Source organism: Propioniciclava sp. LT294, assembly GCF_059516005.1.
Genome location: NZ_JCAKNG010000002.1, coordinates 1 through 26,535 on the forward strand (window position 1 = coordinate 1; position 26,535 = coordinate 26,535).

The following is a 26,535-nucleotide window of genomic DNA, read 5'->3' on the forward strand; positions in this document are numbered from 1 at the left end:
GTGGGAACGGCTCGGGTTCGACACCATCGACGATGAGGCGTTCTTCCAACTCGTGCTCGCCCGCTTGGTGGAACCCACCTCGAAGCTGGACAGCGTCCGGGTGATCGAGGAGCTCGGGCTGGTTGCCGCGCACCGCAACACGTTCACCAAGGCGCTGCGACGATGCGCTGACAAGGACTACCGCGACCAGATCGCGCAGGCGTGCTTCCAACACGTGTGGGCCGAGCGGGGTGGTGACGTGTCGCTGCTGTTGTACGACGTGACGACGTTGTACTTCGAGACCGACACCGAGGACGACCTCCGCAAGGTCGGATTCAGCAAGGAACGTCGGGTCGACCCCCAGATTGTGGTCGGCCTGCTCGTGGACCGGTCGGGCCACCCGTTGGAGATCGCCTGCTTCGAAGGGAACAAGCCCGAGACCCACACGCTCATCCCGGTCATCAAAGCCTTCCAACAGCGCCACCAGGTGGCGGACATGGTGGTGGTCGCTGATGCGGGCATGTTGTCGGCGAGCAACCTGAAGACGATCGACGAGGCTGGCCTGCGGTTCATCGTCGGCTCCAGGATGACCAAGGCTCCCCATGATCTGGCCAAGCACTTCCGCTGGCACGGCACCGCGTTCACCGATGGCCAGGTCATCGACACGATCACGATGCGGTCCACCGCCCCCGACCCCGACCGGGTGAAGACGCGCGCCGAACCCGTGTGGGATCCCGTGGCGCATCCCACGGCGTGGCGGGCCGTGTGGCAGTACTCAGCCAAGCGGGCAGCCCGGGACACCCGCACCCTGACCCTGCAACGCGACCGTGCCCAAGCGGTCGTCGACGGTGACAAGCCGGCCAAGAAGGTCCGGTTCGTGAAAACCACCGGCCAGCAGGCGAGCCTCGATGAGTCGTCCCTCGCCCGCGCCCAAGCGCTGGTCGGCTTGAAGGGCTACGTCACCAACATCACCAGCAGCGTCATGCCCGCCACCGAAATCATTGCCAGCTACCACGACCTGTGGCACGTCGAGCAGTCGTTCCGGATGTCCAAGAGCGACCTGGCCGCGCGTCCCATCTACCACTACTTGAAGGATTCGATCGAGGCCCACCTCACCATCGTGTTCACCGCACTCGCGATCGCCCGCGACCTGCAAGCCCGCAGCGGCTGGTCGCTGAAGAAGATCGTCCGCGGACTACGCCCGTTGCAGCAGGTCACCATCCAACTCGGAGGTCAACAACTCCAAGCCGAACCCCGAATCCCCGACGACATCGCCCAAGTGCTCGCCCGTTTGGGTCACTAAACGTGTGCAAGTCAGGTCGGACGGGGCGGCCTCGGCATCAAGCTGCGGTCTCTCGACGCACAGCCCTGGTTGGACGGGCGCATCGACCGCTCCCGTAGGCGGCTCGGGGAGCGTTCAGCCAGGACCTGGGGCCCAGTTGCTGAGGCGAGAAGGCCGAGTTGCTGCTTTTCTTTGCCTTGTGAACGAGACAACGGCAGACTTGTCCGGTGATCGAAGAGAACCGTGACAAGGCTCCGCGTGGGCGTGGAGGCCAGGATCGTCCGCAGGGAGGGTCGCGAGGGGGCGGCTCGGATCGGGGCAGGTCCTTCGGTGATCGGCGCAACGATGATCGTCGGGGCGGCTTCCGCTCCGGTGACGACCGTCCCCGCCGCGAAGGCGACCGCCCCGCATTCCGTCGCGACGGTGAGCGTCCGTCGGGTGACCGCGGAGGATTCCGTCGCAACGACGACCGTCCCACCGGTGACCGCGGAGGATTCCGTCGCAACGACGACCGTCCCACCGGTGACCGCGGAGGATTCCGTCGCAACGACGACCGTCCCACCGGTGACCGCGGAGGATTCCGTGGCAGCGATGACCGTCGGGGCGGCTTCCGCTCCGGTGACGACCGTCCCCGCCGCGAAGGCGACCGCCCCGCATTCCGTCGCGACGGTGAGCGTCCGTCGGGTGACCGCGGAGGATTCCGTCGCAACGACGACCGTCCCACCGGTGACCGCGGAGGATTCCGTCGCAACGACGACCGTCCCACCGGTGACCGCGGAGGATTCCGTGGCAGCGATGACCGTCGGGGCGGCTTCCGCTCCGGTGACGACCGTCCCCGCCGCGACAGCGACCGCCCCGCATCCCGTCGCGACGGTGAGCGTCCGTCGGGTGACCGCGGAGGATTCCGTCGCAACGACGACCGCCCCGCCCATGGGGAGGGGCATCGTGCACAGCAGGACGGGGGCCGGCCTCAGTACCGGGGCGAACGCGCGAACTGGCAGAACCAGCGCGAGGACGCGAAGCCTTGGCAGCGGGACGACCGTGCGCGTCGGGAGGACCGGGACGATCGCCGTGGCCCCCGAGCGGACCGGGGCCCGCGTGAGGACCACGTCGCTGACGAGGAGCGCGAGCCGTTCGTGCCGCGCCCGGGTCTGGCCCCCAAGGATGATGAGCCGGAAACCCCCCGGGATGTCGACCTCCGCGAACTGCCCCGTGCGATCCGCGCCGAGCTCCGCGGCCTGACGCCGGAGCTTGCCGAGGTCGTCGGCGCGCATCTGCTCATGGCAGGACAACTCATCGGGACCGACCCCAAGCTGGCCTACCGACACGCGGAGGCCGCACGTCGGCGCGCAGCACGCCTGGCGGTCACCCGCGAGGCCACCGGTGAGGCCGCCTACGCGGCAGGAGAGTACCAAGTCGCGCTGCACGAGTTCCGTGCGCTGCGCCGCATGAACGGGGCCAACGAGTTCCTGGCGGCCATGGCCGACTGCGAGCGTGCCCTGGGGCGTCCGGACAAGGCGCTCAAGCTGGTGCGCGAGGGCATCGACGCGCAACCCGACTTCAACCAGCGTGTCGAGCTCCGCCTGGTCGAGGCAGGTGCCCGCGTTGATCTCGGACAGACTCCCGAGGCGCTCCGGCTGCTCAAGAACGAGATCGAGGCCTCCGCCGGGCGCGGCTCGCGCGGGGCGCGCGCACGCCTTCGATACGGCTATGCGGACCTGCTCGAACAGACCGGTGACGCCGCGACGGCCGAGAAGTGGTTCGCTGCTGCCGCGGCCCTGGACACCGACGGTGAGACGGACGCTGACGACCGCGTCGCAGCCCTCCAGGGCCTCGTGCTCGAGGTGGACGAGGAATCGCTCGTCGGCGAGCCGGAGCCCGAAGCCGGGGATGTCGAGCCCGGTGCCGACGACGCCGAGGGCGACGCCGAGGTCGAGGACTCTGACGAGGACGACGCCGAGGTCGAGGACTCTGACGAGGGCGACGCCGAGGTCGAGGACTCTGACGAGGGCGACGCCGAGGTCGAGGACTCTGACGAGGACGACGCCGAGGTCGAGGACTCTGACGAGGACGACGCCGAGGTCGAGGACTCTGACGAGGGCGACGCCGAGGAGCAACAGGTCAAGTGAGCAGGTTCATCGATCCGTACGACGCGGCCTTCTTCGACCTCGACGGGGTCCTGTACCTCGGCCCCTTGGCCGTGGAGGGTGCGGTGGACGGGGTCCGCCGCCTGCACGAGGCGGGCGTGAAGACGGTCTACGTCACCAACAACGCCGCGCGGAGCACGGCCAAGGTGGCTGACCACCTCAGTGAGCTGGGCTTCAACGCCCAGGAGAGCGAGGTCGTCTCCAGCGCGCAGGCCGCATCCGGGTTGCTGCGTCGGGAGCTCCCCGCTGGATCGAAGGTGCTGGTCGCCGGCACCGCCAACCTCGTCGAGCAGGTGAAGCGTGCCGGCATGGTCCCGGTCACGGAGTTCGCAGACGAGCCGGTCGCCGTCATCCAGGGATATGACCCGGCGATGACCTGGCCCCGCCTGGACCAGGCGGCCATCGCCGTCCAGCGGGGCGCGCGCTGGTTCGCCACCAACACCGACTCCACCCGTCCGACGGAGCACGGCCTCGTCCCCGGGGCGGGAGCAGCGGTCCAGGCCGTCGGCAACACCGTCGACCGCGCACCAGAGGTCATCGGCAAGCCCCACCGCCCGCTCCTGGACGAGGCGCTGGCTCGCTCGGGGGCACGGCGTCCCGTCTTCGTCGGGGACCGCATCGACACCGACATCATGGGTGCCGTCGGCGTGGGCATCGACTCGATGATGGTCTTCACCGGGGCGCACGGCGTCCGCGACCTGTGCGCAGCCGGCCCGGACGGACGCCCCACGGCCATCGGCTGGAACGTCGAGTCCCTGCTGGAGCCGCGCCGCACGGCGGAGATCGACGATGAGGGTGCCACCTGCGGGGCCGTCCGCGTGACGGCGCCGGGCGGCATGGCCACAGTCGAGGGGGGCCTGAGCTCCCGAGAGGCCCAGTTGGACGCCGCATGGGCGCTCGCCCAGCTCTTCTGGGCAGGACGAGTGTCCACGGGCGAGGGTGTCTTCTCCCAACTCGACCTCCTGCCCTAGACTCCGTTTTGAACACCGTTCAAAAGGAGATGAACACATGACGAAGCGTCGCCAGTCCACCACGACCGACCTCGCGCTGGTCGCCGTCTTCGCCGGGGTGATCTCGGCGGCGACGCTCGCGCCCGCGATTCCGGTCGGCCCGGTCGGGGTGCCGATCACCCTGCAGACGCTGGCGGTCGCGCTCACCGCGATGATCCTCGGCCCGTGGCGCGGTTTCGCGGCCACGGCCCTCTACGTCATCGTGGGCCTCGCCGGTCTCCCCGTCTTCGCGGGGGGCGCGTCCGGCCTGGGGGTCCTGGCCAAGCCGTCGGCCGGCTACCTGCTGGCGTTCCCGCTGGCCGCGCTGTTGATCGGCTACCTGGCGCGCATCGTGCTGAAGCGCACTGAGGGCCGCAACGGTGTGCGCTGGGTGCTGCTGGTTCTTGCGGGGGTGGCGGGCTCGTTCGTCTTCGTGCACCCGATGGGCATCGCCGGCATCGCGCTCAACGCCAAGATCCCGTTGGGGAAGGCAGTCATGGCCGACCTCGTCTACTGGCCCGGCGATGTCATCAAGAACGTCCTGGCCGCGTTCGTGGCCCTGGCCGTGCACCGTGCCTTCCCGAGCCTCCTCGTCCACCCGACCGTCCAGCGCGACCAGGCGCAGGAGCCCGTGCGCCTCGGATGATCGTCCTGGAGTCAGTCTCGGTCCGTGTCCCGGCGCCCTTGGGCCCGGGGCAGGGCTGGGGCACCCGGACCTTGTTGGACGGCATCAATCTCACCTTGCCCGAGCGGCGCGTGGCCTTCGTCGGCGCGAACGGCTCGGGCAAGTCCACACTGTTGCGCCTGTTGAACGGGCTCGTTCTCGCCTCCGGCGGGCGCGTCACCGTCGATGGGCTCGATCCGGCGAGCGACGGGAGGCGCGTCCGGAGCCGGGTGGGGTTCGTGTTCACCGACCCGCTGAGCCAGCTGGTGATGCCGACCCCGCTGGAGGACGTCGAGCTGAGCCTCCGACGCACGGTGCGTGACCGCACGAGGCGCCGGGACGCAGCGCGTGCTCTTCTGGACGCACGTGGCCTCGGCCACGTGGCCGAGCAGAGCATCTACGACCTCTCGGGCGGCGAGCGGCAGATGGTCGCCCTCACGGCCGTGCTGGCCGTCGAGCCCGCCATCCTCGTGGCGGATGAACCCACCACGCTGCTCGACCTGCGGAACCGGCTCGCCCTGCGGCGTGCCTTCGCCGAACTCGACCAACAGGTCATCGTCGCCACGCATGACCTCGACCTCGCCAGCGACGCCGAACGCGTCCTCGTCGTCGACGAAGGGCGGATCGTGGCCGACGGAACGCCGGCCGAGACACTCAGCCACTACCAGGCGATGATGGCGTGAACGCCGCCCGCGCCCTGCTCGGCATCCACGTCCCCGGCACCACCCTGTGGCACCGCATGGGCGTCGGCTGGAAGTACCTGGCCTTCCTCGGGTTGACGGTCCCGGCGGTGTTCGGGCCGCCCACAGTCGTCGTCGCGGCATTGGCGCTCACGCTGCTGCTGGTGGCCACCACCGGCGCACCCCTGCGTCTGGTCTGGGGGATGCCACCGGGACTGGTCGTCCTCTTCGCCTTCGTGGCCGGCTACCACGTCTTCTTCGGTGAGCCGGTGATGGCGATCAAGGTCGTCGGCACGACGCTGGTCGCCCTGTACGCGAGCCGGATCATCCTCATCACGACGCCCATGCCCGTCCTCATCGACGCGCTCGTCGCGGCCATGACGCCGCTGAAGCGGCTGGGTGCCAGCCCGGAGCGGTTCGGCTTGGCCGTCGCGGTGCTCGTGCGCTCGATCCCGTACGTCATCGCGTCGTTCGGCGAGGTCCGGGACGCGGCGCGCGCACGTGGGGTGGACCGCAACCCCTTGGCGTCCGTCACGCCCGTCGTCGTGCAGGCCGTCGCCTACGCCCGCACCACCGGCGACGCGCTCATGGCGCGCGGGCTCGGCGACGACGACACGAACTAGGGTGGAAGGGTGAGCGAGACCGACTTCGAGGCCCCCGACGCAGCTGAGCCGCCCGTTCCCGTCGCGGCCCTGCCGGTCACCAGCCATGCGTCCATCGACGCCGCCCTGGCGGACTTCCACCTCACCGACGACGTCCACACCCACCACGATGAGATCGCCGCCGTCCTCGAGGTGGTCCAGCAGGCGCTCAACGCGACCCGGCAGCCGCCGCTGCCGCGTCCCTGACATGGCCCACGACCGACTGGATGCCGCCCTCGTCGCGCGTGGCCTGGCCCGCTCTCGAGGGCAGGCGTCCGACCTGATCGCCGCGGGGCGCGTCACCGTCAACGGCAGGGTCGCACGCAAGGCGTCCGCCCCCGTGGCGGCCGATGACGTCGTCACCGCCGAGGCGGATCCCTGGGTGTCGCGGGCGGCGCACAAGCTCATCGGCGCACTGGATGACTCGGACACCCCTGTCGACGGCGTCCGGGCCCTCGACGCGGGCGCTTCCACGGGTGGCTTCACCCAGGTCCTGCTGGCCCGCGGAGCCGCCCACGTCACCGCCGTGGATGTCGGGCACGGGCAGTTGGCCGAACCCGTGGCGTCCGATCCGCGCGTGACGTCGCATGAGGGCCTGAACCTGCGTGAGCTCACCCCACGGCACGTCGCCCAGCCGGTCGACCTGGTGGTGGCCGACGTGTCCTTCATCTCGTTGACCTTGCTGGTCGCCCCCCTGCGATCGGTCGTCCGCGACGGTGCCGTCGCCCTGCTCATGGTCAAGCCCCAGTTCGAACTCGGACGCGCTGCGCTCGATTCCCGCGGCGTGGTGGCCGACCAGGCGCGCATCCCTGAGGCAGCCGACCTCGTCGCGGCGGCGGCGGAGCGCGCAGGGTGGCGTGAGGTCTGGCGTGGGATGAGCCCGTTGGCCGGGGAGTCGGGCAACCGGGAGGTGTTCCTGAAGCTGGTCGCCGTCCCGGGGGTGGTGGTCGCCGGAGGCTAGGCTGACGGCGTGACGCAACGACACATCGCGCTGGGCATCCACCACCAGCGCCCGGAGGCGGTGGTGGCGGCCTGCGACTTCATCGAGCGACTGACCGACCACGGCATCGTGTGCTGGGTCCGTGAGAGCGCGCACGAGGCCATGTTGGAGCGCCTCCCGCAGGCGCTCATCCGTGTGTTCGACGAGCGCCCCGACGTCGACGTCGAGCTGGTGGTCGTCTTCGGTGGCGACGGCACGATCCTGCGCGCCGCCGAGTGGGCGGTCCCGTTGGGATACCCGGTGCTCGGGGTCAACCTCGGGCACGTCGGGTTCCTCGCCGAGCTCGAGCCCAGTGAGGCACACACGTTGATCGACCGTGTCGTCCACCGCGACTACCGGGTCGAGGAGCGGCTCTGCCTCGAGGTCGAGTTGCGGTCCTGCCCCGGCGGCGACGTGCTCTGGTCGAGCTTCGCGATCAACGAGGTCTCCCTCGAGAAGGCGGCCCGCGAGCGCATGATCGAGGTGCTGGTCGACATCGACGGTCACCCGCTGTCGCGCTGGGGCACCGACGGCGTCCTCGTCTCCACGCCCACCGGTTCGACCGCCTACGCCTTCTCCGCCCAGGGTCCGGTCCTGTGGCCCGACCTGGACGCGCTGCTGGTCGTCCCCCTGCTCGCCCACGCACTGTTCGCGCGTCCGATGGTGCTGAGCCCCACCTCCACGGTGGTGATCCGGATGCTGGAGAACCCGCCGTCGGGCGGCGTCCTGTGGTGCGACGGCCGCCGCGGCACCGATGTGTCGCCGCTGACTGAGATCACCGTCCGCCGCAGCCCGTACAAGCTGCGCCTCGCGCGGACGTCGGAGCAGCCGTTCGTCCAGCGCCTGGTCAAGAAGTTCGACCTGCCGATCCACGGTTGGCGGGGTCAGGCGGAGCGTGAGGCCCAGGTTCGCAGGTCCGCGCGCGGGGCCGGGGATGCTGACTGAGCTCCGCATCGCCCGCCTCGGGGTCATCGACGATGCCACCCTCGAACTGGGGCCCGGCTTCACGGCGGTGACCGGCGAGACCGGTGCGGGCAAGACGATGGTGGTCTCCGGGTTGGGCCTCCTGACGGGGGGCAAGGCGGAGAGCCGCCTCATCCGCCACGGGGCCGACCGTGCGCTGGTGGAGGGACGGCTCGCCGTGGACCCCGAACTGGCCGCGGCCGTCGACGCCGCCGGCGGACAGGTCGAGGACGGCGAGGCCCTCCTCTCCCGCGTCCTCCTCCGGTCACGATCCCGCGCCCTGCTCGGCGGCGCGCAAGTCACCGCACCGGCGTTGGCGGACGCCGTGGGCGAGCGCATCACGATCCACGGGCAGAGTGAGCAGATCCGCCTGGGATCGACCGAGCGCCAGCGCGAGGTCCTGGACGCCTTCGCAGGGGCGGCCCTGGCCGCCGACCTCGCCGACTACCGGACCCGCTGGGCCCACCAGCGCCAGTGGTCGGCCGAGCTGGCCGACCTGACCTCGCAGGCCCAGGCGCGCGCCCGTGAACTGGCGCTGCTGGAGTTCGGGCTCGGTGAGGTCGAGAAGGTCGATCCGCGGCCGGGGGAGGACGAGGTGCTGCTGGCGGAGCAGCGCCGTCTGCAGTCGGTCGACGACCTGCGGCTGGCAGCCCGCACGGCCCTCGTCGCGCTGGCCGGGGATGACGAGGCCAACACCGACGACCCGAGTGCGCTCGGGCTCCTCGGCGGTGCCCGCAAGGCCCTGGCCGGGATCGCCGCGGACGACCCGGTCGCCGCCGCTCTCGCCCGCCGCGTCGAGGAGGCGTCGTTCCTGCTGTCGGACGCCGCGGCCGACCTCGCGTCCTACGCCGCCGGTCTGGACGCCGATCCCGGGCGATTGGAGTGGATCGCCGGACGGCTCTCCGACCTGCAGGGGCTGACCCGCAAGTACGGCGCGACGATCGACGAGGTGCTCGCCTGGGCACAGCGCGCCGCCGCCGACGTCGGGCGCCTGACCGGCTCGGACGACCGGATCGGCGAACTCCGGGGACTCCTGGCCGCCGGGCGTGGCGAACTCGAGGCGTTGGCACAGCGGATCACGGCCGCCCGCATGGCCGCGGCGTCCGAACTGGCCCGTCTCGTCGAGGCCGAGCTCGCGGCGCTGGCCATGCCGCGCGCCCGCTTGGCGTTCGAGGTCGCCCCGTTGGGTGAACTCGGCCCCCATGGTGCGGACGCCGTGACTCTGCTGTTCTCTGCGAACCCCGGTTCTGCGCCCGCCCCGTTGGCAAAGGTGGCTTCCGGTGGTGAGCTGTCCCGCGTCCGGCTCGCCCTGGAGGTGGTCCTGGCCGCCGGCACCCAAGGGCACACCTTCGTCTTCGACGAGGTGGACGCCGGGGTCGGCGGCTCCGTCGCGCTCGAGATCGGACGGCGGTTGGCACGCCTGGCGGAGCACGCCCAGGTCATTGTGGTCACCCATCTCGCCCAGGTCGCTGCCTTCGCCGACCGCCACTACGTGGTGCACAAGGCCGACGACGGCCAGGTGACCACGTCGGGCGTCCATGAGGTGGCAGCAGACGAACGTGTGGACGAGTTGGCGCGCATGATGGCCGGTCTCGAGGGCACGAGCGCGGCCCGTGCCCACGCGGCCGAGCTGCTGGCCGAGGCGTCCCGGCCGTGAGGGTCGGATCCCGCCCCCACGATTGAGCACGAGTTCGTGTGGCCGAGGGCCGGACGGCGGCGCGCCCCCTTGACCGAGGGTGCACAATGAACCACAACGGCGTGATTCCGCGCTGGTTCGAGGTGATGCAGGGGAAGGCAGCACTTCAGACCAGGAGGGGGAGCGCCATGACAACGACGAACGGGGTCCTCGAGATCCTGTCAGCGCCGTCGCCGATGTGCCCGCACGTGGAGTGGGCGGTGGGCGGCGTTCTCGGCGTGCCTGTTTCTTTCGACTGGCAGCCCCAGCCCGCCGAACGGGCGGCCTACCGCACCGAGTACCTGTGGCGCGGCCCCGTCGGCGCCGCCACCGGGATCGCGAGCGCGCTGAAGCGCTGGCCCCGGCTGCGCTTCGAGGTGACCGAGCACGCCACGGCGGACTCCGAGGGGGAGCGGTACTGCTTCACCCCGACGCTCGGGATCTTCCACGCCACCATGGGCCTGCACGGGGACGTGTTGGTCCCCGAGGACCGGATCCGGCACGCCCTGATGATTTCCCGAGGCGATGACCGGGCCCTCCGCGCCACGCTGGATGACCTGTTGGGGACCGCCTGGGATGCCGAGTTGGATGTCTTCCGGCAGGCTGCCGACGGCGAGCCGGTGCGCTGGCTCACGGAAGTGGGCTGATCCACGACGCGTTGTCGTGGAGTTCCCGCGGCGAGGTCGGATTGGTGGTGAGATGGGTGCCACACCCGCCGAAGGAGGCACCTGACCATGGGCCGCGTCATCGTTCTCGGTTCCATCAACGTCGACCTGGAGACCACCGTCGACTCGTTCCCACGGCCCGGTGAGAAGGTCGTCGGGCACTCGCTGTCGCGCTACGCCGGCGGCAAGGGGGCGAACCAAGCGGTCGCGGCACGCCGGGCCGGTACCGAGGTCATCATGGTCGGGGCCGTCGGCGACGACGACGCCGGCCGTGCCTCCCTGAACCGCCTCTTCGCCCAGGGCATCAAGCTGCAGGTCGAACGCATCCCGCAGGTGCCGACGGGGCACGCCATCATCTTCTCGGACGGCCAGACCAACGCCATCGTGGTGCTGCCCGGCGCGAACGCCAAGGTGGGCACCCACGTCCTGCGCCCGATCCGCGGCCTGGGGCCGGGTGACCTGCTCCTGACCCAGCTGGAGACCCCCGCCGAGAGTGTGGCCGAGGCGGTCCGCTACGCCCGCAAGTACGGCGCGCGCGTCGTGGTGAACCTGGCCCCTTGGGCCGATCTGCCGGCGGACGTCATCGAGGCGGCGGACCCGCTCGTGATCCCCGCGACGGACCTGCCCCGGCTGCAGGCGTCCGGCAAGAATCCGAAGTCGCTGCTCGTGTTGCGGGGCAGGGACGGCCTGGAATGGGACGGCGAGTCCTTCACCGGGACGGTGGTCCCCGACGAGGAGGTGGTCGACGCCCTCGGAGCGACCGACGCGCTGATCGGGACGTTGGCGTCCGCCCTCGTGCGGGGTGCGGACAAGCAGACGGCGGCGCGGGCCGCGCTGGCCGCCGCGGCGGAGAGTGTCCGCCACGCCGGGGCCCAGCCCGACCCGCGCCTGTGAGCCGCTGCGTCAGTCCGTGATGTTGGCGTTCGTGACGGCGACCGCCACGTTGTGCCCGCCGAAGCCGAACGAGTTGTTCAGCGCGGCGAGGGGACCGTCGGGCAGTTCGCGGACCACGTTGGCGGCCACGTCGATGTCCAGGCCGTCCGCGGGGTCACTGAGGTTGATGGTCGGCGGCACCCGACGCTCCTTGAGCGCCAGCACCGTGGCGACGGTCTCCAGCGCACCCGCAGCACCCAGCAGGTGACCGGTCATCGACTTGGTCGAGGTCACGACGACCTGGTCGGTGGCCGAGCCCAGGGCCTTGCGGATCGAACCCGCCTCGGTCATGTCGCCCTGCGGCGTGGAGGTGCCGTGGGCGTTCACGTGGACGATGTCGGACGGGTCCAGGTTCGCGTTGCGCAGGGCCTTGATCATGGCCGAGGCCTGGCCGCTACCGGTCGGCTCCGGCTGCACGATGTCGTGGTTGTCGTCGGAGATGCCGGCGCCGGCGATGGTGCCGTAGATCTTGGCGCCGCGGGCCAGGGCATGCTCGAGCGACTCGAGCACCAGGACCGCTGACCCCTCGGACAGGACGAAGCCGTCGCGTCCCTTGTCCCACGGACGGGAGGCGCTGGCGGGGTCGTCGTTGCGCTTGCTGAGGGCCTGCATCTGGGAGAAGGCGCCGATCGGGAGCGGGTGGATGGTGGCCTCGGTGCCACCGGCCACGATGATGTCGGCGCGGCCCAGGCGGATCTGGTCCACGGCCAGGGAGATCGCCTCGTTCGACGACGCGCAGGCCGAGACCGGGGCGTGGACGGCGGCGGCGGCGTTGACGAGGAGTCCCACATTGGCGGCCGAGGCGTTCGCCATGAGCATGGGGATCGTGAAGGGGCTGACCCGGCGGGGGCCGCGCTCCTTGTAGGCGTCCCACTGGCCGAGCAGCGTGTGGAGGCCGCCGATGCCGGTGCCCAGGCACACGGCCAGGGTCTGGGGGTCGATGGTGTTGTCCTCGCCGAGGGCCAGGCCGGCGTCGAGCCAGGCCTCCTCGGCGGCGATGAGGGCGAGTTGGGTGTTGCGGTCGAGGCGCCGCGCCTTGACGCGGTCGATCTTCTCCGAGGGGTCGACCTTGACGTAGCCGGCGATGCGCACGGGGAGGTCTTGGGCCCACTCCTCGGTGATCTGAACCACCCCGGACCGACCGGCGAGCATGGCCTCCCAGGTGCTGGCGAGGTCGCCACCCAGAGGGGTCGTGGCACCCATGCCAGTGATGACGATGTCCTTCAGCGGTGCTGCCTTCACGGTGTTGTCCTAACGGTGGTGGTGACGGGTGGGGGAGGATGCCCCGGCGCCCGGGAGGGCGCGCGGGGCGTCCCTCGAAGTCAGCTGTGCTGCTCGATGTAGGCGACGGCGTCGCCGACGGTCTTGAGGTTCTTGCTCTCCTCGTCGGGGATCGTCACGCCGAACTTCTCCTCGCAGCCGACGATGATCTCGACCATCGCGAGGCTGTCGACGTCGAGATCGTCGACGAACGACTTGTCGAGCTGCACGTCCTCGGCGGGCACGCCCGCGACCTCGTTGACGAGCTCGGCGAGCTGGGCGCGGATCTCTTCGGTGGTGGCCATGTTCCTTCTCCTTCTTGTTGGTTCGCACCGGCCGGGTTCGACCGGAAACTCAGGTGGTTGGGTGGTGGGTGCGGTCAGGGGATCGTGATGACCTGACCGGCGTACACCAGCCCGGCCCCGAACCCCATGATCAGGCAGGTGTCGCCCGACTTGGCCTCGCCCGACTCGACCATCTCGGCGATCGCGACGGGGATCGAGGCGGCCGAGCTGTTGCCGTACTTGCGGATCGTGCGGGCGACGGTCACGTTCTCGGGCAGCTTCAGGTGGCGCAGCATCGCATCGATGATGCGGTTGTTGGCCTGGTGGGGCACGAACAGGTCGAGCTCCTCGGGGGTCAGTCCGGAGACCTCGAGAGCGCGGCGGGTGGCGTCCGCGATGAACGTGGTTGCCCAGCGGAAGACGGCCGGGCCGTTCATCGTGAGCTGGCTGGGCTTGCCCTCGGCGACGGCCTGGTCCCAGTCCCGGTTCATGTTGATGGCGTCGTTCTGCTCGGCGTCGGACCCCCACACGACGGGGCCGATGGAGGGCACGTCCGAAGGGCCGACGACCACGGCGCCGGCGCCGTCGGCGAAGAGGAACGCTGTCGCACGGTCGGTCAGGTCGGTGATCGTGCTCAGCGTGTCGGAGCCGACCACCAGCACGCGGTGGGCCGCACCCGTACGGACCAGGGCGTCGGCCTGGGCCAGTCCGTAGGCGAACCCGGCACACGCCGCCGAGGTGTCGAAGGCCGCCGCGTCCTTGATGCCGAGCTTGCCCGCCATGATCACGGCCAGCGACGGGGTCTGGAGCTTGTGGCTGGACGTCGCGACGATCACACCGTCGATGTCCCCGGGCCCCACGCCGGCGTGCTCCATCGCCTTGCGGGACGCCTCCAGCGACAGCGACTCGACGCTCTCGCCCTCGGCGACCCAGCGCCGCTCCACGATGCCCGTGCGCTGCTGGATCCACTCATCGGAGGTCTCGATGAACTTGGTCATCTCGTGGTTGTCGACGACGCGGGATGGGACGGCTGCGCCGATCCCCTCGATGCGCGAGTACGCGGGTCCGGTGCTGGCCTTGATCGGCATGTCAGTTCTCCTCGGTCGGGCGGGTACCGGCGTGGCGGGCGCAGAACGCGCGTGCTTCGTCCAGTTGGTCGGGCGTGTTGAGGTTGAAGAGCTCAACACCGGGCATGTTGCGCTTGGCGATGCCGGTCAGGGTGCCGGCCGGCGGCAACTCCAGGATGCCGGTCACACCCAGCTCGGTCAGGGTTTCCATGCACAGGTCCCAGCGCACCGGCGAGGTCACCTGCGAGACGAGCCGATCCAGGTACTCCGCGCCGCTCGCGACGGCTGCGCCGTCGCGGTTCGACAGCAGGATCGTGCTCGGGTCCTGCGCGGTCATGCCGGACGCCACGGCCTCGACGCGGGCGCGCCCGGGCTCCATGTGCTCGGTGTGGAAGGCGCCTGCCACCGAGAGGCCGATGACACGTGCCTTCGCCGGCGGGTTCTCCTTCAGGGCGTCGATCTGCTCGACGGTGCCGGCGGCGACGATCTGCCCGGCACCGTTGTTGTTCGCGGCGGTCGCCCCGACGGCCTGGATGGCGGTCAGGACCTCGTCGCGCTCACCGCGGACGACCGCGGCCATGGTGGTGGGGCGCAGTGCCGACGCCTCGGCCATGCCGTTGGCGCGCTCCCGCACGAACACGAGGGCGTCGCTCCCGGTCAGGACCCCGGCGGCCGCCGCGGCGGTCACCTCGCCGACGCTGTGGCCCGCCAGCACGTCGGCGCCCACGAACGGCACGTCGCCGGTCAGCGCCTCGCCGGCGAGCAGGCCGGCGGCCACCAGCAGTGGCTGGGCCACGGCGGTGTCCTTGATGGTCTCTGCGTCCGACTCGGTGCCGTGGAGGACGAGGTCGAGGCCCACGACGTCCGACAGCTCCCGCAGGCGGGCGGCGAAGTGGGTGTCCTCGAGCCAGGCTGCGAGGAAGCCGGGGGTCTGTGCGCCCTGACCGGGCGCGACGATTGCTAGCACGTGTTCCATCTTGTCGGTGCGGCCCGTCCGGGGCCTCCCATTGCCACACAGTGTTTTCGGAGGGCTTTTGTGGGGATCCCACAAAAGCGGGCCGCGGCGATCCGATCGCGGTCAGTCGAGCAGGCGGCCCAGCGTCCCGGCCAGCCTCAGCGCGTATGCGCCGCGGGGATCGTTGGGGGCGTAGCCGGTGAGGTCCTCGATCCGCGCGAGTCGGTAGCGGACCGTGTTGGGGTGGATGAACAAACGGCGCGCCGTGGCCTCGATGGAGGTGCCCGAGGCCCAGTAGGCCTCCAGCGTGGCGATGAGGTCTCCGGAGTGGGCCGCGAGCGGACCGAAGATGTCGTGGGCGAGTTCCCGTCGGGCGTGGCCGTCGCCGGCCAGCGCGCGCTCGGGCAGCAGGGCGCGTGCCGACACCGGACGCGGTGCGTCCACCCAGGCGGGGGCGGCGCGGCGCCCGGACGTGGCGGCGCGGGCGCTGACGACCGCTTCGACCAGGTCGCTGACCACGGGGCCGACCACCACCGGGCCCGGGCCGAACCCGTCGACCAGGTCGGCGACGTGGGCCAGGGCCTGTTTCTCGTCGTGGAAGTCACCACCGAGGAGGACGACCAGGCGTGGCCCCTGGGCCGACGCGAGCACGTCCAGCCCGGCCCTGCCGGCCCTCGCGCGAAGCTCACGCAGGGGCGTGTCCATGGCCGGCAGGTCCCCGATGACCACGCAGAGCCCGGCGGGGGAGTGCCAGCCCAGCGTGGAGGCCCGTGACACGACCGACTCGTCGGCGTCGCCCCGGACGACGGCGTCCATGACGAGGGCCTCGAGGCGGGCGTCCCATGCGCCGCGGGTCTCCGCGGCGCGGGCGTACACCTCGGCGGCGTCGAAGGCGATCTCGCGGCTGTAGGCCAGGACCGCGACGGTCAGCACCTGGCGATCGGAGCGGGGGAGTTCGGTGTTGATCTGGGTCTCGACGGTCTCCACGGTGGTGCGGATGAGGTCGACGGTCTGCTGGAGGGCCAACCGTGTCGTCAGGGAGCGCGGAGCCGCCGCGAAGATGTTGCGCTGCTCCGCCGACGTCGCGGTGCCGGCGAACCAGTTGACGAAGCCGTCCACGCCCGCCCGCACGACCAGCGTCACCGAGGACCGGTTGTCTGCGTCCAGGTCGGAGAACCAGGGGTAGCGACGCGTGATCTCGGCCAGCGCCGCGGTGGTCATCGTGGCGGACGCCCCGGCGAGCCGCTTGGCCATGGCCGCCCGGGTCCGTGGCCCGGGCATCCAGTCGGGCGCTTCCTCGCGCATCGGCACCTCCTGATCGCCACGACCCTACCGTCGGTGGCGGCGTAGGGTGCCCCGCATGCGTGACCCCGTCGTCGACCTGCGCGAGATCGCCCGGCTGCTGGACCGCCACGGCGGCCAGGGCCGGCGTGCCCAGGCGTTCCGCAAGGCGGCGGACGCGCTGGCCGGGTTGACCCCCGAGCAACGCGCGCGGGTGGACGCCACGCGCACCTGGGCAACCCTGCCGGGGATCGGGGCGACGTCGGCGACCGTCATCGCGCAGTCGCATGCCGGACTCACCCCCGACTACCTCGCCGAACTCGAGGCCTCCGACGGGCCGCTCGTCGACGGCCCCAACCCGCTGCTCGCCCACATCAGGGGAGACCTGCACACCCACACCGCGTGGTCGGACGGCTCCAGCCCCTTGGAGGAGATGGTGCTCGAGGCCTCCCGTCTGGGCCGGGAGTGGGTGGCCATCACCGACCACAGCCCCCGCCTGCGCGTGGCCAACGGGCTGTCCACCGAGCGCCGCCGCGAGCAGCGCGCGCACATCGTCGCGCTGAACGAGGCCCTCCGCCAGGTTCCGGGAAGGGAGGCGTTCCGCGTGCTGGCCGGCGCCGAGGTCGACATCCTGGACGACGGCTCCCTGGACGGCGACCGCGAGGCGCTCGATCCGCTCGACGTCGTGGTGGCCAGCGTCCACTCCAAGCTCGCGATGGACGCCGACGCCATGACCGTCCGGATGGTCGCGGCCATCGCCAATCCCCGTACCAATGTCCTGGGTCACTGCACGGGACGCCTCGTCCAGGGCGACCGCGGCGTCAGGAAGCGGAGCACCTTCGATGCCGAGATCGTCTTCGAGGCCTGCCGGCAGTTCGACGTGGCCGTTGAGATCAACGCGCGCCCGGAGCGGCAGGACCCGCCCGACGACCTGCTGGCGCTGGCCGCCGAGATGGGCTGCCTCTTCGCGATCAACACCGACGCGCACGCGCCGGGACAGCTCGGATTCAGCGAATACGGGGCGGCGCGGGCCGCGTCCGTCGGGCTGGCGCCGGAGCGGATCGTCACCTGCTGGCCGGTCGGACGCGTCCTGGAGTGGACCAGCACGGGGACCTGACGTGTCGGGTGTCATCGCGGGCGGCTAGGATCGGTGGACGAGTCCCGGCGGAGCGACGCATGCCCCGCCGCCTTGACGGTCTGAGAAAGGACACCTTTCGTGCCAACTCGCGACAACGCGGGCCCGATCCTGAACGGGCTGCCCACGAACCTGCCGGACATCGACTCCGAAGAGACCGCTGAGTGGCTGGAGTCGCTCGACGGGCTCATCGATGAGCAGGGCAGGAACCGTGCGCGCTACATCATGCTCAAGTTGCTCGAGCGCTCCCGTGAGCGTCACCTCGGCGTCCCGTCCCTGACGTCGACCGACTACATCAACACCATTCCGGCCGAGGCCGAGCCGTGGTACCCCGGCGACAACGAGCTGGAGCGCAAGTTCCGTCGCCTGCTCCGTTGGAACGCCGCGGTCATGGTGCACCGGGCCCAGCGTCCCGGGGTCGGCGTCGGCGGTCACATCTCGACGTTCGCCTCCTCGGCGACCCTCTACGAGGTGGGGTACAACCACTTCTTCCGTGGCAAGGACCACCCGGGCGGCGGCGACCAGATCTTCTTCCAGGGCCATGCCAGCCCCGGTCCCTACGCCCGCGCGTTCCTCGAGGGGCGTCTGGAGGAGGCCGACCTGGACGGCTTCCGCCAGGAGAAGAGCCACATCGTCGACGGCCGCGTCCGCGCCCTGCCCTCCTACCCGCACCCGCGCCAGATGCCCGACTTCTGGGAGTTCCCGACCGTCTCGATGGGTCTGGGGCCGATCAACGCGATCTGGCAGGCGCAGTTCAACAAGTACCTGCACAACCGTGGCATCAAGGACACCTCGCAGCAGCGCGTGTGGGCCTTCCTCGGTGACGGTGAGATGGACGAGGTCGAGAGCCGCGGTGCCCTGCAGCTGGCCTCCTACGAGGAACTCGACAACCTGACCTTCGTCGTGAACTGCAACCTGCAGCGCCTCGATGGCCCGGTCCGTGGCAACGGCAAGATCATGCAGGAGTTGGAGAGCTTCTTCCGTGGCGCCGGCTGGAACGTCATCAAGGTCGTCTGGGGCCGCGGCTGGGATCCGCTGCTCGCCGCCGACAAGGACGGCGCCCTGGTCAACGTCATGAACGCCACCTCCGACGGTGACTACCAGACGTTCAAGGCCAACGACGGCGCCTACGTCCGCGACCACTTCTTCGCCCGCGACCCGCGCACCGCCAAGATGATCGAGGGTTGGGAGCCGGAGCGCATCTGGAACCTGACCCGCGGCGGCCACGACTACCAGAAGGTGTATGCGGCCTACGACGCCGCGACGAAGTTCACCGGCGCACCCACGGTCATCCTCGCCCACACCATCAAGGGCTACTTCCTCGGCCAGCACTTCGCAGGCCGCAACGCGACGCACCAGATGAAGAAGCTGGCGCTGGACGACCTCAAGCAGTTCCGCGATCGCCTGGACATGCCGGTCTCGGACGCCCAGCTCGAGGCCGATCCGTACCAGCCGCCCTACGTCCGCCCGGACGCCTCCGACGAGCGCATCGCGTACGCGATGGAGCGTCGCCGCGCCCTCGGTGGGCCGGTGCCGCAGCGGCGCAACGCCCCCAAGCCGCTCAAGCTGCCGGACGCCAAGGCGTACGACTCGGTGAAGAAGGGCTCGGGCCGGCAGGAGGTCGCCACCACCATGGCGTGGGTCCGCCTGCTGAAGGACCTGCTGCGCGACAAGGAGTTCGGCGCGCACGTCGTCCCGATCATCCCGGACGAGGCACGCACCTTCGGCATGGACTCGCTGTTCCCGACCATCAAGATCTACAACCCGCACGGCCAGAACTACACGCCGGTGGACCACGACCTGATGCTGTCCTACCGCGAGTCCAAGCAGGGCCAGATCATCCACACCGGCATCAACGAGGCCGGCTCGATGGCGTCCTTCACGGCCGTGGGCAGCAGCTACGCGACCCACGGCATCCACATGGTGCCGATCTACATCTTCTACTCGATGTTCGGCTTCCAGCGCACCGGCGACGCCGTCTGGGCGGCGGCCGACCAGCTGACCCGTGGCTTCATGATCGGCGCGACCGCCGGGCGCACGACGCTGACCGGTGAGGGCACCCAGCACATGGACGGGCACAGCCCGCTGCTGGCCTCGACCAACCCGGCGATCGTCCACTACGACCCTGCCTACAGCTACGAGATCGCCCACATCATGCAGGACGGCCTCGAGCGCATGTACGGCGAGAACCCCGAGGACGTCATCTACTACCTGACGGTCTACAACGAGCCGCTCGTGCAGCCCGCCGAGCCGGAGGGTGTGGACGCCGAGGGCATCAAGAAGGGCATGTACCTGCTGGCCAAGGGCAGCTGGGAGGGCGTCAACAGCGACGCCCGCCAGGTCCAGCTGCTCGCGTCGGGCGTCGGGGTGCCGTGGGCACTCGAGGCACAGCAGCTCCTGCACGACGACTGGGGCATCGTGGCGGACGTCTGGTCGGTCACGTCCTGGACGGAGCTGCGTCGCGACGCGCTGGCCGTCGACGAGGCGAAGTTCCTGTACCCGAACGAGCAGCACGCCGAGCCGTGGATCGTCCAGAAGCTGAAGGACGCCGCCGGCCCCGTCGTCGCCACCTCCGACTACATGCGGGCGGTCCAGGACCAGATCGCCCAGTGGGTGCCCGGTGACTTCGGTTCGCTGGGGGCGGACGGCTTCGGCTTCTCCGACACCCGCGCGGCCGCCCGTCGGTTCTTCCACATCGACGGACCGTCGATGGTCGTGAAGGCGCTGCAGATGCTCGCCGCGCGCGGTGAGGTCGATCCGACCTGGCCCGGCCGGGCGGCCGAGAAGTACCGCCTGCTCGACGTCACCGCCGGTACGTCCGGCAATGCCGGCGGCGAGTCCTGATCGCGCCGGGATCCTTCCGGGAGTGTCAGCACGCGAAGCGCGCGGGGGACCACGATTCGACGTGGTGCCTCGCGCGCTTCGCCGCCGTCTGGCACGCTAGAGCCTGTCATTCGATCCAAGAGGGGGTGTCCTACGTTGGGCAGCACGCCGGTGCCCGGTAAGCAGGGTGGTGTCACGGGGACGGCCATGGGCCTGGATCCCGGTCAGGTCGTCCAGGAACTGGGCTGGGACTCCGATGTGGACGAGGCCCTGCGCGAAGAGATCATGGACGCGATCGACGCGGACCTGGTCGAGGAGGCCATCGAGGCGGTCGACGCCGTGCTGCTGTGGTGGCGTGACGAGGACGGTGACGTCGGCGACGGACTCGTCGACGCCCTGCGTGACCTCTCCAGCACGGGCCACATCTGGCTGATGACCCCGAAGATCGGCCGCGAGGGCTATGTCGACCCGGCCGACATCGCGGAGGGCACCGCCACGGCGGGCCTGGTCCTCGCCAGCCCGGCCTCGGTGTCGAAGGAGTGGCAGGCCCAGCGGATCGTTCGTCCGCGCGCGGGCAAGCGCTGATGCCGGGCGGCCCGGGCAGACGGACCGTCCGCCTGGGCGTCATCGGAGCGCGGGGCCAGGGCGGCTTCTACGCCGGGCTCATCGAACGGGGACGCGTCCCCCACATGACGCTGGGGGCCCTCAGCGGTCGTGAGGCGACCGCGGGGTTCGCGCACGAGCGGTTTCCCCACGTGCCGTTCCACGACAACGTCGAGGGGCTGCTGGACTCGGGTGACGTCGATGCCGTGGTCACGACGGTCCCGCACTACCTGCACGCGGAGGTGGCCCAGGCCGCCATCGAGCGCGGCATCCACGTCCTGGTGGAGAAGCCGTTGGGCGTCTACACCCAGCAGGTCTCCCGCCTCCTGAGCGCGGCCGCCGCTCGTCCCGAGGTCGTCGTGGGCGCCATGTTCAACATGCGGGCGAACCCACTGTGGTCGCGGCTCAAGCGGGTGATCGACAGCGGCGAGATCGGACGCCTCCGCCGGGGCACCTGGATCATCACCACCTGGTACCGCCCGCAGCGGTACTACGACAAGGACGCCTGGCGCGGCACCTGGGGTGGCGAGGGCGGCGGCGTCCTCATCAACCAGGCCGCTCACCAGATGGACCTGTGGCAGTGGCTGTGCGGCATGCCCGCGAGCGTGTTCGCCAAGGTGCCGTTCGGCTTCGCGCACGACATCGACGTGGACGACGACGTCACCGCCGTCCTCAACTACGGGCGGGAGGGGACCGGCGTCTTCATCACGGCCACCCACGACATGATGGGCGTCGACCGGCTCGAGATCCTGGGTGAGCAGGGCAAGATCCTGGTGGAGGACTCCCAGCGGGCCACCATCACGCGGCTGCACAAGCCGATGCGCGAGTACTCGAGCGCCATGGACGATGAGACCATCGGGCGCATCATCCACGGCGACGTCGACTGGGGCGAGTTCGCCACGACCGAGCTCGTCCAGGGGACGCCCACCTACGGCGTCAACCATGTCGAGGTGCTGGAGAACTTCGCGCGCGCGATCCTGTACGGTGAGCCCCTGCTCGCCCCCGTCGCGGACGGGATGAACGCCGTCCGGCTGTCCAACGCGATCATCCTGTCGGGCTGGTTGGGCCGCGAGGTGCCCGTGGACTTCGACGAGGACCTGTTCCTGGACGAACTCAACCGGCATATCCGGGACGAGGGGCGGTACCCCGAGCGCAGGTGAGTTCGCAGGCGGTCCGTCCATACCCCTGGGGGTATATGCGGTACCCTGGTGCTCGTGTTGACAGCCTCCCGTCGCTCCTTCGCGGCGCTCATCGCCTCCAATGTCCTGGGTGGCGTGGGCGTGGCGTCCGGCATCGCCGTCGGTTCCCTCCTCGTGGTCAGCCTGAGCTCCACCGCCTGGGCGGGCGTCGGGCAGGCACTGAGCGTGCTGGGTGCCGGCATGCTCGCCGTGCCGCTGGCCACGCTCGCCGCACGCCGCGGCCGCCGTCCGGCCCTGGCGCTGGGGTACGGCATCGCCCTGGCCGGGGCCGCGGTCGTCATCACGGGGGCGGCGCTCGGGTCGCTCCCGGTCCTGTTCCTCGGGCTCCTGGCCTTCGGCGCGGCCCAGGCCACCAACCTGCAGACCCGCTACGCGGCGTCCGAACTGGCGGGGCCCGAGCGGCGCGGTACCTGGATGTCGATCGTGATGTGGGCCACGACGATCGGCTCGGCCACCGGACCCAATCTGAGCGCCGCCGGAGGCGCGCTGGGCGCTTCGCTGGGGCTGCCCCGGCTGGCGGGCCCCTACCTGTTCTCCCTGCTCGGTTTCCTGCTGGCCGGTGCCTCGATCCTGCTGCTGCTCGATCGGCGTGCCGGTGAGTCGCCCGCGGCGGGTCGACAGGCCTCGCCCATCTCGGCGACGCAGGCGCTGCGATGGGCCGCCGCGCATCCGGTGGCCCGCTTCGCCGTGGCGTTGATCGTCGTCGCGCACGCGGTGATGGTCGGCATCATGTCGATGACCCCGGTGCACCTGGGTGGGGTCGGGCACGGGCTCGAGGTCATCGGGCTGGCGATCAGCCTGCACATCCTCGGCATGTACGCCCTCAGCCCCGTCTTCGGTGCCCTGGCCGACCGCGTGGGGCCGATGCGCGTCGCGCTCGGTGGGCTCATGGGTCTCGGGGTGGCTGCCGTGGTCGCCTTCGTCGCTCCCGGGTCCCTCCCGGCCGTACTGGTGGCGTTGGTCGTGTTGGGGCTGGGCTGGTCCGCCTCCATCATCGCTGCCTCGGTCCTGTTGGCGGGGGTCGACTCCGGGGAGGTGCGCATCCCGCTGCAAGGTGCCACCGACGCGCTCATGAACTACGGCGGGGCGGCGGCGGCGCTGCTGGCGGGTGTGGTGCTGGCCGCCCTCGGGTACGGCGGTCTGGCCATGGCTGCCGGGCTTCTGATCGTGCCCGCGGCCGCCCTCGGCTGGATCGCACGGACGGCGCGGCGCGCGGCGGGCGACCTCGACCCGGTCCGCTGAGGCCGCTGGGCGGGCCACGGCAGCGCAAGGGCCGTCGAGCCTGCCACAATGGATCCCTGCGCCGGGCGCATAGCTCAGTTGGTAGAGCCCTTCCCTTACAAGGAAGTTGTCGGGGGTTCGAGTCCCTCTGCGCCCACCCGTGGGCCGCACGCCGTGGTGGCCCGGCCCGGCCCTGTCCGTGGCGGGCGACGCAGGCGGTAGAGTGGCTCTTCGTGGCAGCCATTGACATTCCCGCGGAGATCGCCGACCTCGACCGCGCCCTGAGCAGCATCGAGGCCGTCGTCGATCCGGACGCCAAGCGAGCCGAGATCGCCGAACTCTCCGAGAAGGTCGCCGCACCCGACCTGTGGGACGACCCCGACAACGCACAGAAGGTCACCTCCCGCCTCTCGGCGCTGAACAGCGAACTCGACCGCGTCGGCGCGCTGCGCTCCCGACTGGACGACCTCGGGGTACTCGTGGAGCTGGCGGCGGAGGAGGGCGACGCCGGGGCCCAGGCGGAAGCGATGGCCGAGTTGGGTTCCCTCCGTGGGGAGATCGAGGCCCTCGAGGTCCGCACCCTGCTCTCGGGTGACTACGACGAGCGGGACGCCGTCGTCACCATCCGCGCCGGCGCCGGTGGCGTCGATGCCGCGGACTTCGCCGAGATGTTGCTGCGCATGTACCTGCGCTGGGCCGAGCGCCACGGCTACTCGACCAAGGTCATGGACACGAGCTACGCCGAGGAGGCCGGGCTGAAGTCGGTCACCTTCGAGGTCAGCGCCCCCTTCGCCTACGGCACGCTGTCGGTCGAGGGCGGCACGCACCGACTCGTCCGCATCAGCCCCTTCGACAACCAGGGGCGCAGGCAGACGTCGTTCGCGGCGGTCGAGGTCATTCCGCTGATCGAGTCGACCGACCACGTCGACGTCCCGGAGTCGGACATCCGGGTCGACGTGTTCCGTTCGTCCGGGCCCGGCGGCCAGTCGGTCAACACCACGGACTCGGCCGTGCGCATCACCCACCTCCCGACGGGACTGGTGGTCTCGATGCAGGACGAGAAGAGCCAGATCCAGAACCGCGCCGCCGCCATGCGGGTGCTCCAGTCGCGCCTGCTGCTGCTGAAGAAGCAGGAGGAGGACGCGAGGAAGAAGGAACTCGCCGGTGACGTCAAGGCGTCGTGGGGTGACCAGATGCGCTCGTACGTCCTGAACCCGTACCAGATGGTCAAGGACCTCCGCACCAGCCACGAGGTCGGCAACCCCGACGCCGTGTTCGACGGGGACATCGATGGATTCATCGACGCCGGCATCCGCTGGCGCAAGCAGATGGAGGCCAACCCGGACGCCTGACGGCGGCGTGGTGCCGCGCCCGGGGCGTCCGCTTCGCCTACTCTGAAACACGGTCGGCCTGAGAACTCTCAGGAAACTTCCCCATCGTCGAACCCGGCCGGGAACAAGCTGTGATCACCTTCACCGACGTCACCAAGGCCTATCCGGGGCAGAAGTCGCCCGCGCTGAGCGCCGTCTCGGCGACCATCGAGGACGGCGAGTTCGTCTTCCTCGTGGGCCCGTCCGGCTCCGGCAAGTCCACCTTCCTTCGGCTCGTGCTGCGCGAGTCGCGCGCCACGTCCGGTCAGGTCGTCGTCAACGGGCGCGATGTCGGTCGCATGGGGCGCTGGCGCATTCCGAAGCTGCGGCGCGGCATCGGCACCGTCTTCCAGGACTTCCGGCTGCTCCCGGGCAAGACCGTCCATGAGAACGTCGCCTTCGCCCTGCAGGTCATCGGACGTTCGGGCCGCGAGATCCGGCGCGCCGTCCCGGCGACCCTCGAGCTGGTGGGTCTGGCGGACAAGGCCGACCGACTGCCCGAGGAGTTGTCGGGCGGCGAACAGCAGCGAGCGGCACTGGCCCGCGCGGTGGTGAACCGACCCAAGATCCTGTTGGCCGACGAGCCGACCGGCAACCTGGACCCGACCACCTCGGTGGGCATCATGAAGCTCCTCGACCAGATCAACCGCGACGGCACGACCGTCCTGATGGCGACCCACGACGCGACGATCGTCGACCAGATGCGCCGGCGCGTGATCGAGCTCAGCAATGGCGAGCTCATCCGCGACCAGGCGCAGGGCGTCTACGGGTACCAGTGATCGGGAAGAGGGAATCAACACCATGCGTCACGCACTGACAGAACTCGTCTCGGGCCTCCGCCGCAATGCGAGCATGAATTTCGCGGTCCTCGTCACCATGTGGGTCTCCCTCTCGCTGTTCGGCGTCGGCGTCCTCGTGACGCAGCAGGTCGACCTGATCAAGGGGCGCTGGTACGACCGCATCGAGCTGAACGTGTTCCTCTGCACCGCAGCCACCCAGGGGGAGAACTGCACGCCGGGGCAGGGCACGACCGACGCCGAGCGTGACCGCATCCGGGCCGCCCTGACGACGAACCCGGAAGTCGCCGAGGTGTATTACCAGAGTCAGGAAGAGGTCTTCTCCGAGTTCCGGCAGACCTACGCCGATTCGCCCGTCCTCGCGTCCATGAATGCTGAGGACATGCAGGACCTCTTCAGGATCAAGCTGGTGAATCCTGAGCAATACCAGAAGGTCGTCGCCGAGACGAGCATGATGTCCGGCGTCCAGAATGTGCAGGACCTGCGCCAATTCCTCGACCCGTTGTTCGAGTGGCTGAACTGGGGTCGATGGCTGGCCATCGGGGCCTCGGGTCTGCTCCTCGTGGCCGCGGCGCTGCAGATCGGCAACACCATCCGGATGGCGGTGTTCACCCGGCGGCGCGAGATCGGGATCATGCGTCTGGTGGGCGCCTCGAACACCTACATCATGCTGCCGTTCCTCCTCGAGAGTCTCCTCGTCGCGCTCGGCGGGGCCGCCCTGGCGTGCGGCACCCTGGCCGCGATCCAGCAGTTCGCCATCGTCGAAAAGGCTAAACCTGCCCTTCAGGGATTCACGTGGATCGGCTGGGATCACGTCGGAATAGCGATGGTTTGGCTTGTGGCGGTGGCCATCGCCCTCTCTATGATCCCCACGTTGGTTGCGACGCGTCGGTTCCTGAGGGTGTAGCCCTCCTCCCGGCGGTCGCACAGGCGATCGTTGGGA

Annotated in this window: 26 protein-coding genes and 1 tRNA gene; 21 read left to right on the forward strand and 6 right to left on the reverse strand. The window is 70.4% G+C overall.

What is annotated here, in order from left to right:
• Positions 1 to 1,282: IS1634 family transposase (locus AC5YDA_RS02625; protein WP_496192738.1), on the forward strand; the 1,282-nt coding region annotated here is incomplete at its 5' end.
• 11 nt (positions 1,283 to 1,293) lie between these two features.
• Here AC5YDA_RS02625 and AC5YDA_RS02630 read toward each other — a convergent pair.
• The gene (locus AC5YDA_RS02630) at positions 1,294 to 2,535 is read right to left on the reverse strand and encodes a hypothetical protein (RefSeq protein WP_496192739.1); all 1,242 of its coding nucleotides are present in this window, start codon (positions 2,533 to 2,535) and stop codon (positions 1,294 to 1,296) included.
• A gap of 6 nt (positions 2,536 to 2,541) precedes the next feature.
• Here AC5YDA_RS02630 and AC5YDA_RS02635 point away from each other — a divergent pair, with 6 nt between their 5' ends.
• The 11 genes from AC5YDA_RS02635 (at position 2,542) to AC5YDA_RS02685 (ending at position 11,558) form a co-directional block, all read left to right on the forward strand.
• Entirely contained in the window at positions 2,542 to 3,390 is an 849-nt protein-coding gene (locus AC5YDA_RS02635; protein ID WP_496188883.1) for a tetratricopeptide repeat protein, read from the forward strand.
• Complete coding sequence (locus AC5YDA_RS02640) at positions 3,387 to 4,379, forward strand: HAD-IIA family hydrolase (RefSeq protein ID WP_496188882.1); 993 nt, start codon at positions 3,387 to 3,389, stop codon at positions 4,377 to 4,379. Before AC5YDA_RS02635 ends, AC5YDA_RS02640 begins: the two co-directional genes overlap by 4 nt.
• Before the next feature lie 37 nt (positions 4,380 to 4,416).
• Entirely contained in the window at positions 4,417 to 5,043 is a 627-nt protein-coding gene (locus AC5YDA_RS02645; RefSeq protein ID WP_496188881.1) for a biotin transporter BioY, read from the forward strand.
• Complete coding sequence (locus AC5YDA_RS02650; protein WP_496188880.1) at positions 5,040 to 5,744, forward strand: energy-coupling factor ABC transporter ATP-binding protein; 705 nt, start codon at positions 5,040 to 5,042, stop codon at positions 5,742 to 5,744. The genes AC5YDA_RS02645 and AC5YDA_RS02650 overlap by 4 nt, the downstream gene beginning before the upstream one ends.
• Positions 5,741 to 6,364 (forward strand): CbiQ family ECF transporter T component, encoded by a 624-nt coding sequence (locus tag AC5YDA_RS02655; protein WP_496188879.1) that lies wholly within the window; start codon positions 5,741 to 5,743, stop codon positions 6,362 to 6,364. The genes AC5YDA_RS02650 and AC5YDA_RS02655 overlap by 4 nt, the downstream gene beginning before the upstream one ends.
• Before the next feature lie 9 nt (positions 6,365 to 6,373).
• Positions 6,374 to 6,589: a hypothetical protein gene (locus tag AC5YDA_RS02660; protein ID WP_496188878.1), complete on the forward strand. Its 216-nt coding sequence runs from the start codon at positions 6,374 to 6,376 to the stop codon at positions 6,587 to 6,589.
• Between the two features lies 1 nt (position 6,590).
• Positions 6,591 to 7,343 (forward strand): TlyA family RNA methyltransferase, encoded by a 753-nt coding sequence (locus AC5YDA_RS02665; protein WP_496188877.1) that lies wholly within the window; start codon positions 6,591 to 6,593, stop codon positions 7,341 to 7,343.
• A gap of 9 nt (positions 7,344 to 7,352) precedes the next feature.
• Positions 7,353 to 8,306 carry an NAD kinase gene (locus AC5YDA_RS02670; RefSeq protein ID WP_496188876.1) on the forward strand — a complete coding sequence of 318 codons (954 nt, stop codon included), beginning with the start codon at positions 7,353 to 7,355 and terminating at the stop codon, positions 8,304 to 8,306.
• On the forward strand, positions 8,296 to 9,981 hold the full coding sequence (gene recN, locus AC5YDA_RS02675) for a DNA repair protein RecN (RefSeq protein WP_496188875.1): 1,686 nt from the start codon (positions 8,296 to 8,298) through the stop codon (positions 9,979 to 9,981). Before AC5YDA_RS02670 ends, recN begins: the two co-directional genes overlap by 11 nt.
• A 167-nt stretch (positions 9,982 to 10,148) precedes the next feature.
• Positions 10,149 to 10,646 carry a DUF3145 domain-containing protein gene (locus AC5YDA_RS02680; protein ID WP_496188874.1) on the forward strand — a complete coding sequence of 166 codons (498 nt, stop codon included), beginning with the start codon at positions 10,149 to 10,151 and terminating at the stop codon, positions 10,644 to 10,646.
• A gap of 87 nt (positions 10,647 to 10,733) precedes the next feature.
• A complete protein-coding gene (locus AC5YDA_RS02685; RefSeq protein ID WP_496188873.1) occupies positions 10,734 to 11,558 on the forward strand; it encodes a PfkB family carbohydrate kinase in 825 nt (274 codons plus the stop codon).
• A 9-nt stretch (positions 11,559 to 11,567) separates the two neighbouring features.
• Here the strand turns inward: AC5YDA_RS02685 and fabF are convergent, their stop codons facing one another.
• From fabF to AC5YDA_RS02710, 5 genes are all read right to left on the reverse strand, one after another.
• Positions 11,568 to 12,824 carry a beta-ketoacyl-ACP synthase II gene (fabF, locus tag AC5YDA_RS02690; RefSeq protein ID WP_496188886.1) on the reverse strand — a complete coding sequence of 419 codons (1,257 nt, stop codon included), beginning with the start codon at positions 12,822 to 12,824 and terminating at the stop codon, positions 11,568 to 11,570.
• A 95-nt stretch (positions 12,825 to 12,919) separates the two neighbouring features.
• The gene (locus AC5YDA_RS02695) at positions 12,920 to 13,162 is read right to left on the reverse strand and encodes an acyl carrier protein (protein ID WP_496188872.1); all 243 of its coding nucleotides are present in this window, start codon (positions 13,160 to 13,162) and stop codon (positions 12,920 to 12,922) included.
• A 74-nt stretch (positions 13,163 to 13,236) separates the two neighbouring features.
• Positions 13,237 to 14,229, reverse strand: coding sequence for a beta-ketoacyl-ACP synthase III (locus AC5YDA_RS02700; RefSeq protein WP_496188871.1), 993 nt, complete (start codon positions 14,227 to 14,229; stop codon positions 13,237 to 13,239).
• Position 14,230: 1 nt separating this feature from the next.
• Positions 14,231 to 15,175, reverse strand: coding sequence for an ACP S-malonyltransferase (locus AC5YDA_RS02705; RefSeq protein ID WP_496188870.1), 945 nt, complete (start codon positions 15,173 to 15,175; stop codon positions 14,231 to 14,233).
• Between the two features lie 111 nt (positions 15,176 to 15,286).
• The gene (locus tag AC5YDA_RS02710; RefSeq protein ID WP_496188869.1) at positions 15,287 to 16,468 is read right to left on the reverse strand and encodes a PucR family transcriptional regulator; all 1,182 of its coding nucleotides are present in this window, start codon (positions 16,466 to 16,468) and stop codon (positions 15,287 to 15,289) included.
• Positions 16,469 to 16,523: 55 nt separating this feature from the next.
• On the opposite strand from AC5YDA_RS02710, the gene AC5YDA_RS02715 reads away from it, so the two are divergent.
• From AC5YDA_RS02715 to ftsX, 9 genes are all read left to right on the forward strand, one after another.
• Positions 16,524 to 17,561: a PHP domain-containing protein gene (locus tag AC5YDA_RS02715; RefSeq protein ID WP_496188868.1), complete on the forward strand. Its 1,038-nt coding sequence runs from the start codon at positions 16,524 to 16,526 to the stop codon at positions 17,559 to 17,561.
• 99 nt (positions 17,562 to 17,660) lie between these two features.
• Positions 17,661 to 20,423, forward strand: a complete 2,763-nt coding sequence (gene aceE / locus AC5YDA_RS02720; protein WP_496188867.1) for a pyruvate dehydrogenase (acetyl-transferring), homodimeric type — start codon at positions 17,661 to 17,663, stop codon at positions 20,421 to 20,423.
• Between the two features lie 186 nt (positions 20,424 to 20,609).
• Positions 20,610 to 20,987 (forward strand): DUF3052 domain-containing protein, encoded by a 378-nt coding sequence (locus tag AC5YDA_RS02725; RefSeq protein ID WP_496188885.1) that lies wholly within the window; start codon positions 20,610 to 20,612, stop codon positions 20,985 to 20,987.
• Positions 20,987 to 22,165 (forward strand): Gfo/Idh/MocA family protein, encoded by a 1,179-nt coding sequence (locus AC5YDA_RS02730; protein WP_496188866.1) that lies wholly within the window; start codon positions 20,987 to 20,989, stop codon positions 22,163 to 22,165. Before AC5YDA_RS02725 ends, AC5YDA_RS02730 begins: the two co-directional genes overlap by 1 nt.
• A gap of 54 nt (positions 22,166 to 22,219) precedes the next feature.
• Positions 22,220 to 23,446 (forward strand): MFS transporter, encoded by a 1,227-nt coding sequence (locus AC5YDA_RS02735; RefSeq protein ID WP_496188865.1) that lies wholly within the window; start codon positions 22,220 to 22,222, stop codon positions 23,444 to 23,446.
• 63 nt (positions 23,447 to 23,509) lie between these two features.
• Positions 23,510 to 23,582 (forward strand) — tRNA-Val (locus AC5YDA_RS02740).
• Positions 23,583 to 23,658: 76 nt separating this feature from the next.
• A complete protein-coding gene (prfB, locus tag AC5YDA_RS02745) occupies positions 23,659 to 24,777 on the forward strand; it encodes a peptide chain release factor 2 (RefSeq protein WP_496188864.1) in 1,119 nt (372 codons plus the stop codon).
• Positions 24,778 to 24,887: 110 nt separating this feature from the next.
• Positions 24,888 to 25,574: a cell division ATP-binding protein FtsE gene (ftsE, locus tag AC5YDA_RS02750; protein WP_496188863.1), complete on the forward strand. Its 687-nt coding sequence runs from the start codon at positions 24,888 to 24,890 to the stop codon at positions 25,572 to 25,574.
• Positions 25,575 to 25,596: 22 nt separating this feature from the next.
• A complete protein-coding gene (gene ftsX, locus AC5YDA_RS02755; RefSeq protein ID WP_496188862.1) occupies positions 25,597 to 26,499 on the forward strand; it encodes a permease-like cell division protein FtsX in 903 nt (300 codons plus the stop codon).
• The last annotated feature ends 36 nt before the right edge of the window (positions 26,500 to 26,535 follow it).

What these genes read in the sequence shown, in the direction of transcription:
- AC5YDA_RS02715 (WP_496188868.1), top strand. Translation starts at nt 16,524, where the DNA reads ATGCGTGACCCCGTCGTCGACCTGCGCGAGATCGCCCGGCTGCTGGAC.
- AC5YDA_RS02730 (WP_496188866.1), top strand. Translation starts at nt 20,987, where the DNA reads ATGCCGGGCGGCCCGGGCAGACGGACCGTCCGCCTGGGCGTCATCGGA.
- ftsX (WP_496188862.1), top strand. Translation starts at nt 25,597, where the DNA reads ATGCGTCACGCACTGACAGAACTCGTCTCGGGCCTCCGCCGCAATGCG.
- AC5YDA_RS02645 (WP_496188881.1), top strand. Translation starts at nt 4,417, where the DNA reads ATGACGAAGCGTCGCCAGTCCACCACGACCGACCTCGCGCTGGTCGCC.
- AC5YDA_RS02695 (WP_496188872.1), bottom strand. Translation starts at nt 13,162, where the DNA reads ATGGCCACCACCGAAGAGATCCGCGCCCAGCTCGCCGAGCTCGTCAAC.
- AC5YDA_RS02650 (WP_496188880.1), top strand. Translation starts at nt 5,040, where the DNA reads ATGATCGTCCTGGAGTCAGTCTCGGTCCGTGTCCCGGCGCCCTTGGGC.
- AC5YDA_RS02680 (WP_496188874.1), top strand. Translation starts at nt 10,149, where the DNA reads ATGACAACGACGAACGGGGTCCTCGAGATCCTGTCAGCGCCGTCGCCG.
- AC5YDA_RS02685 (WP_496188873.1), top strand. Translation starts at nt 10,734, where the DNA reads ATGGGCCGCGTCATCGTTCTCGGTTCCATCAACGTCGACCTGGAGACC.
- AC5YDA_RS02635 (WP_496188883.1), top strand. Translation starts at nt 2,542, where the DNA reads ATGGCAGGACAACTCATCGGGACCGACCCCAAGCTGGCCTACCGACAC.
- AC5YDA_RS02725 (WP_496188885.1), top strand. Translation starts at nt 20,610, where the DNA reads ATGGGCCTGGATCCCGGTCAGGTCGTCCAGGAACTGGGCTGGGACTCC.
- AC5YDA_RS02700 (WP_496188871.1), bottom strand. Translation starts at nt 14,229, where the DNA reads ATGCCGATCAAGGCCAGCACCGGACCCGCGTACTCGCGCATCGAGGGG.
- AC5YDA_RS02665 (WP_496188877.1), top strand. Translation starts at nt 6,591, where the DNA reads ATGGCCCACGACCGACTGGATGCCGCCCTCGTCGCGCGTGGCCTGGCC.
- AC5YDA_RS02630 (WP_496192739.1), bottom strand. Translation starts at nt 2,535, where the DNA reads ATGCGCGCCGACGACCTCGGCAAGCTCCGGCGTCAGGCCGCGGAGCTC.
- recN (WP_496188875.1), top strand. Translation starts at nt 8,296, where the DNA reads ATGCTGACTGAGCTCCGCATCGCCCGCCTCGGGGTCATCGACGATGCC.
- AC5YDA_RS02710 (WP_496188869.1), bottom strand. Translation starts at nt 16,468, where the DNA reads ATGCGCGAGGAAGCGCCCGACTGGATGCCCGGGCCACGGACCCGGGCG.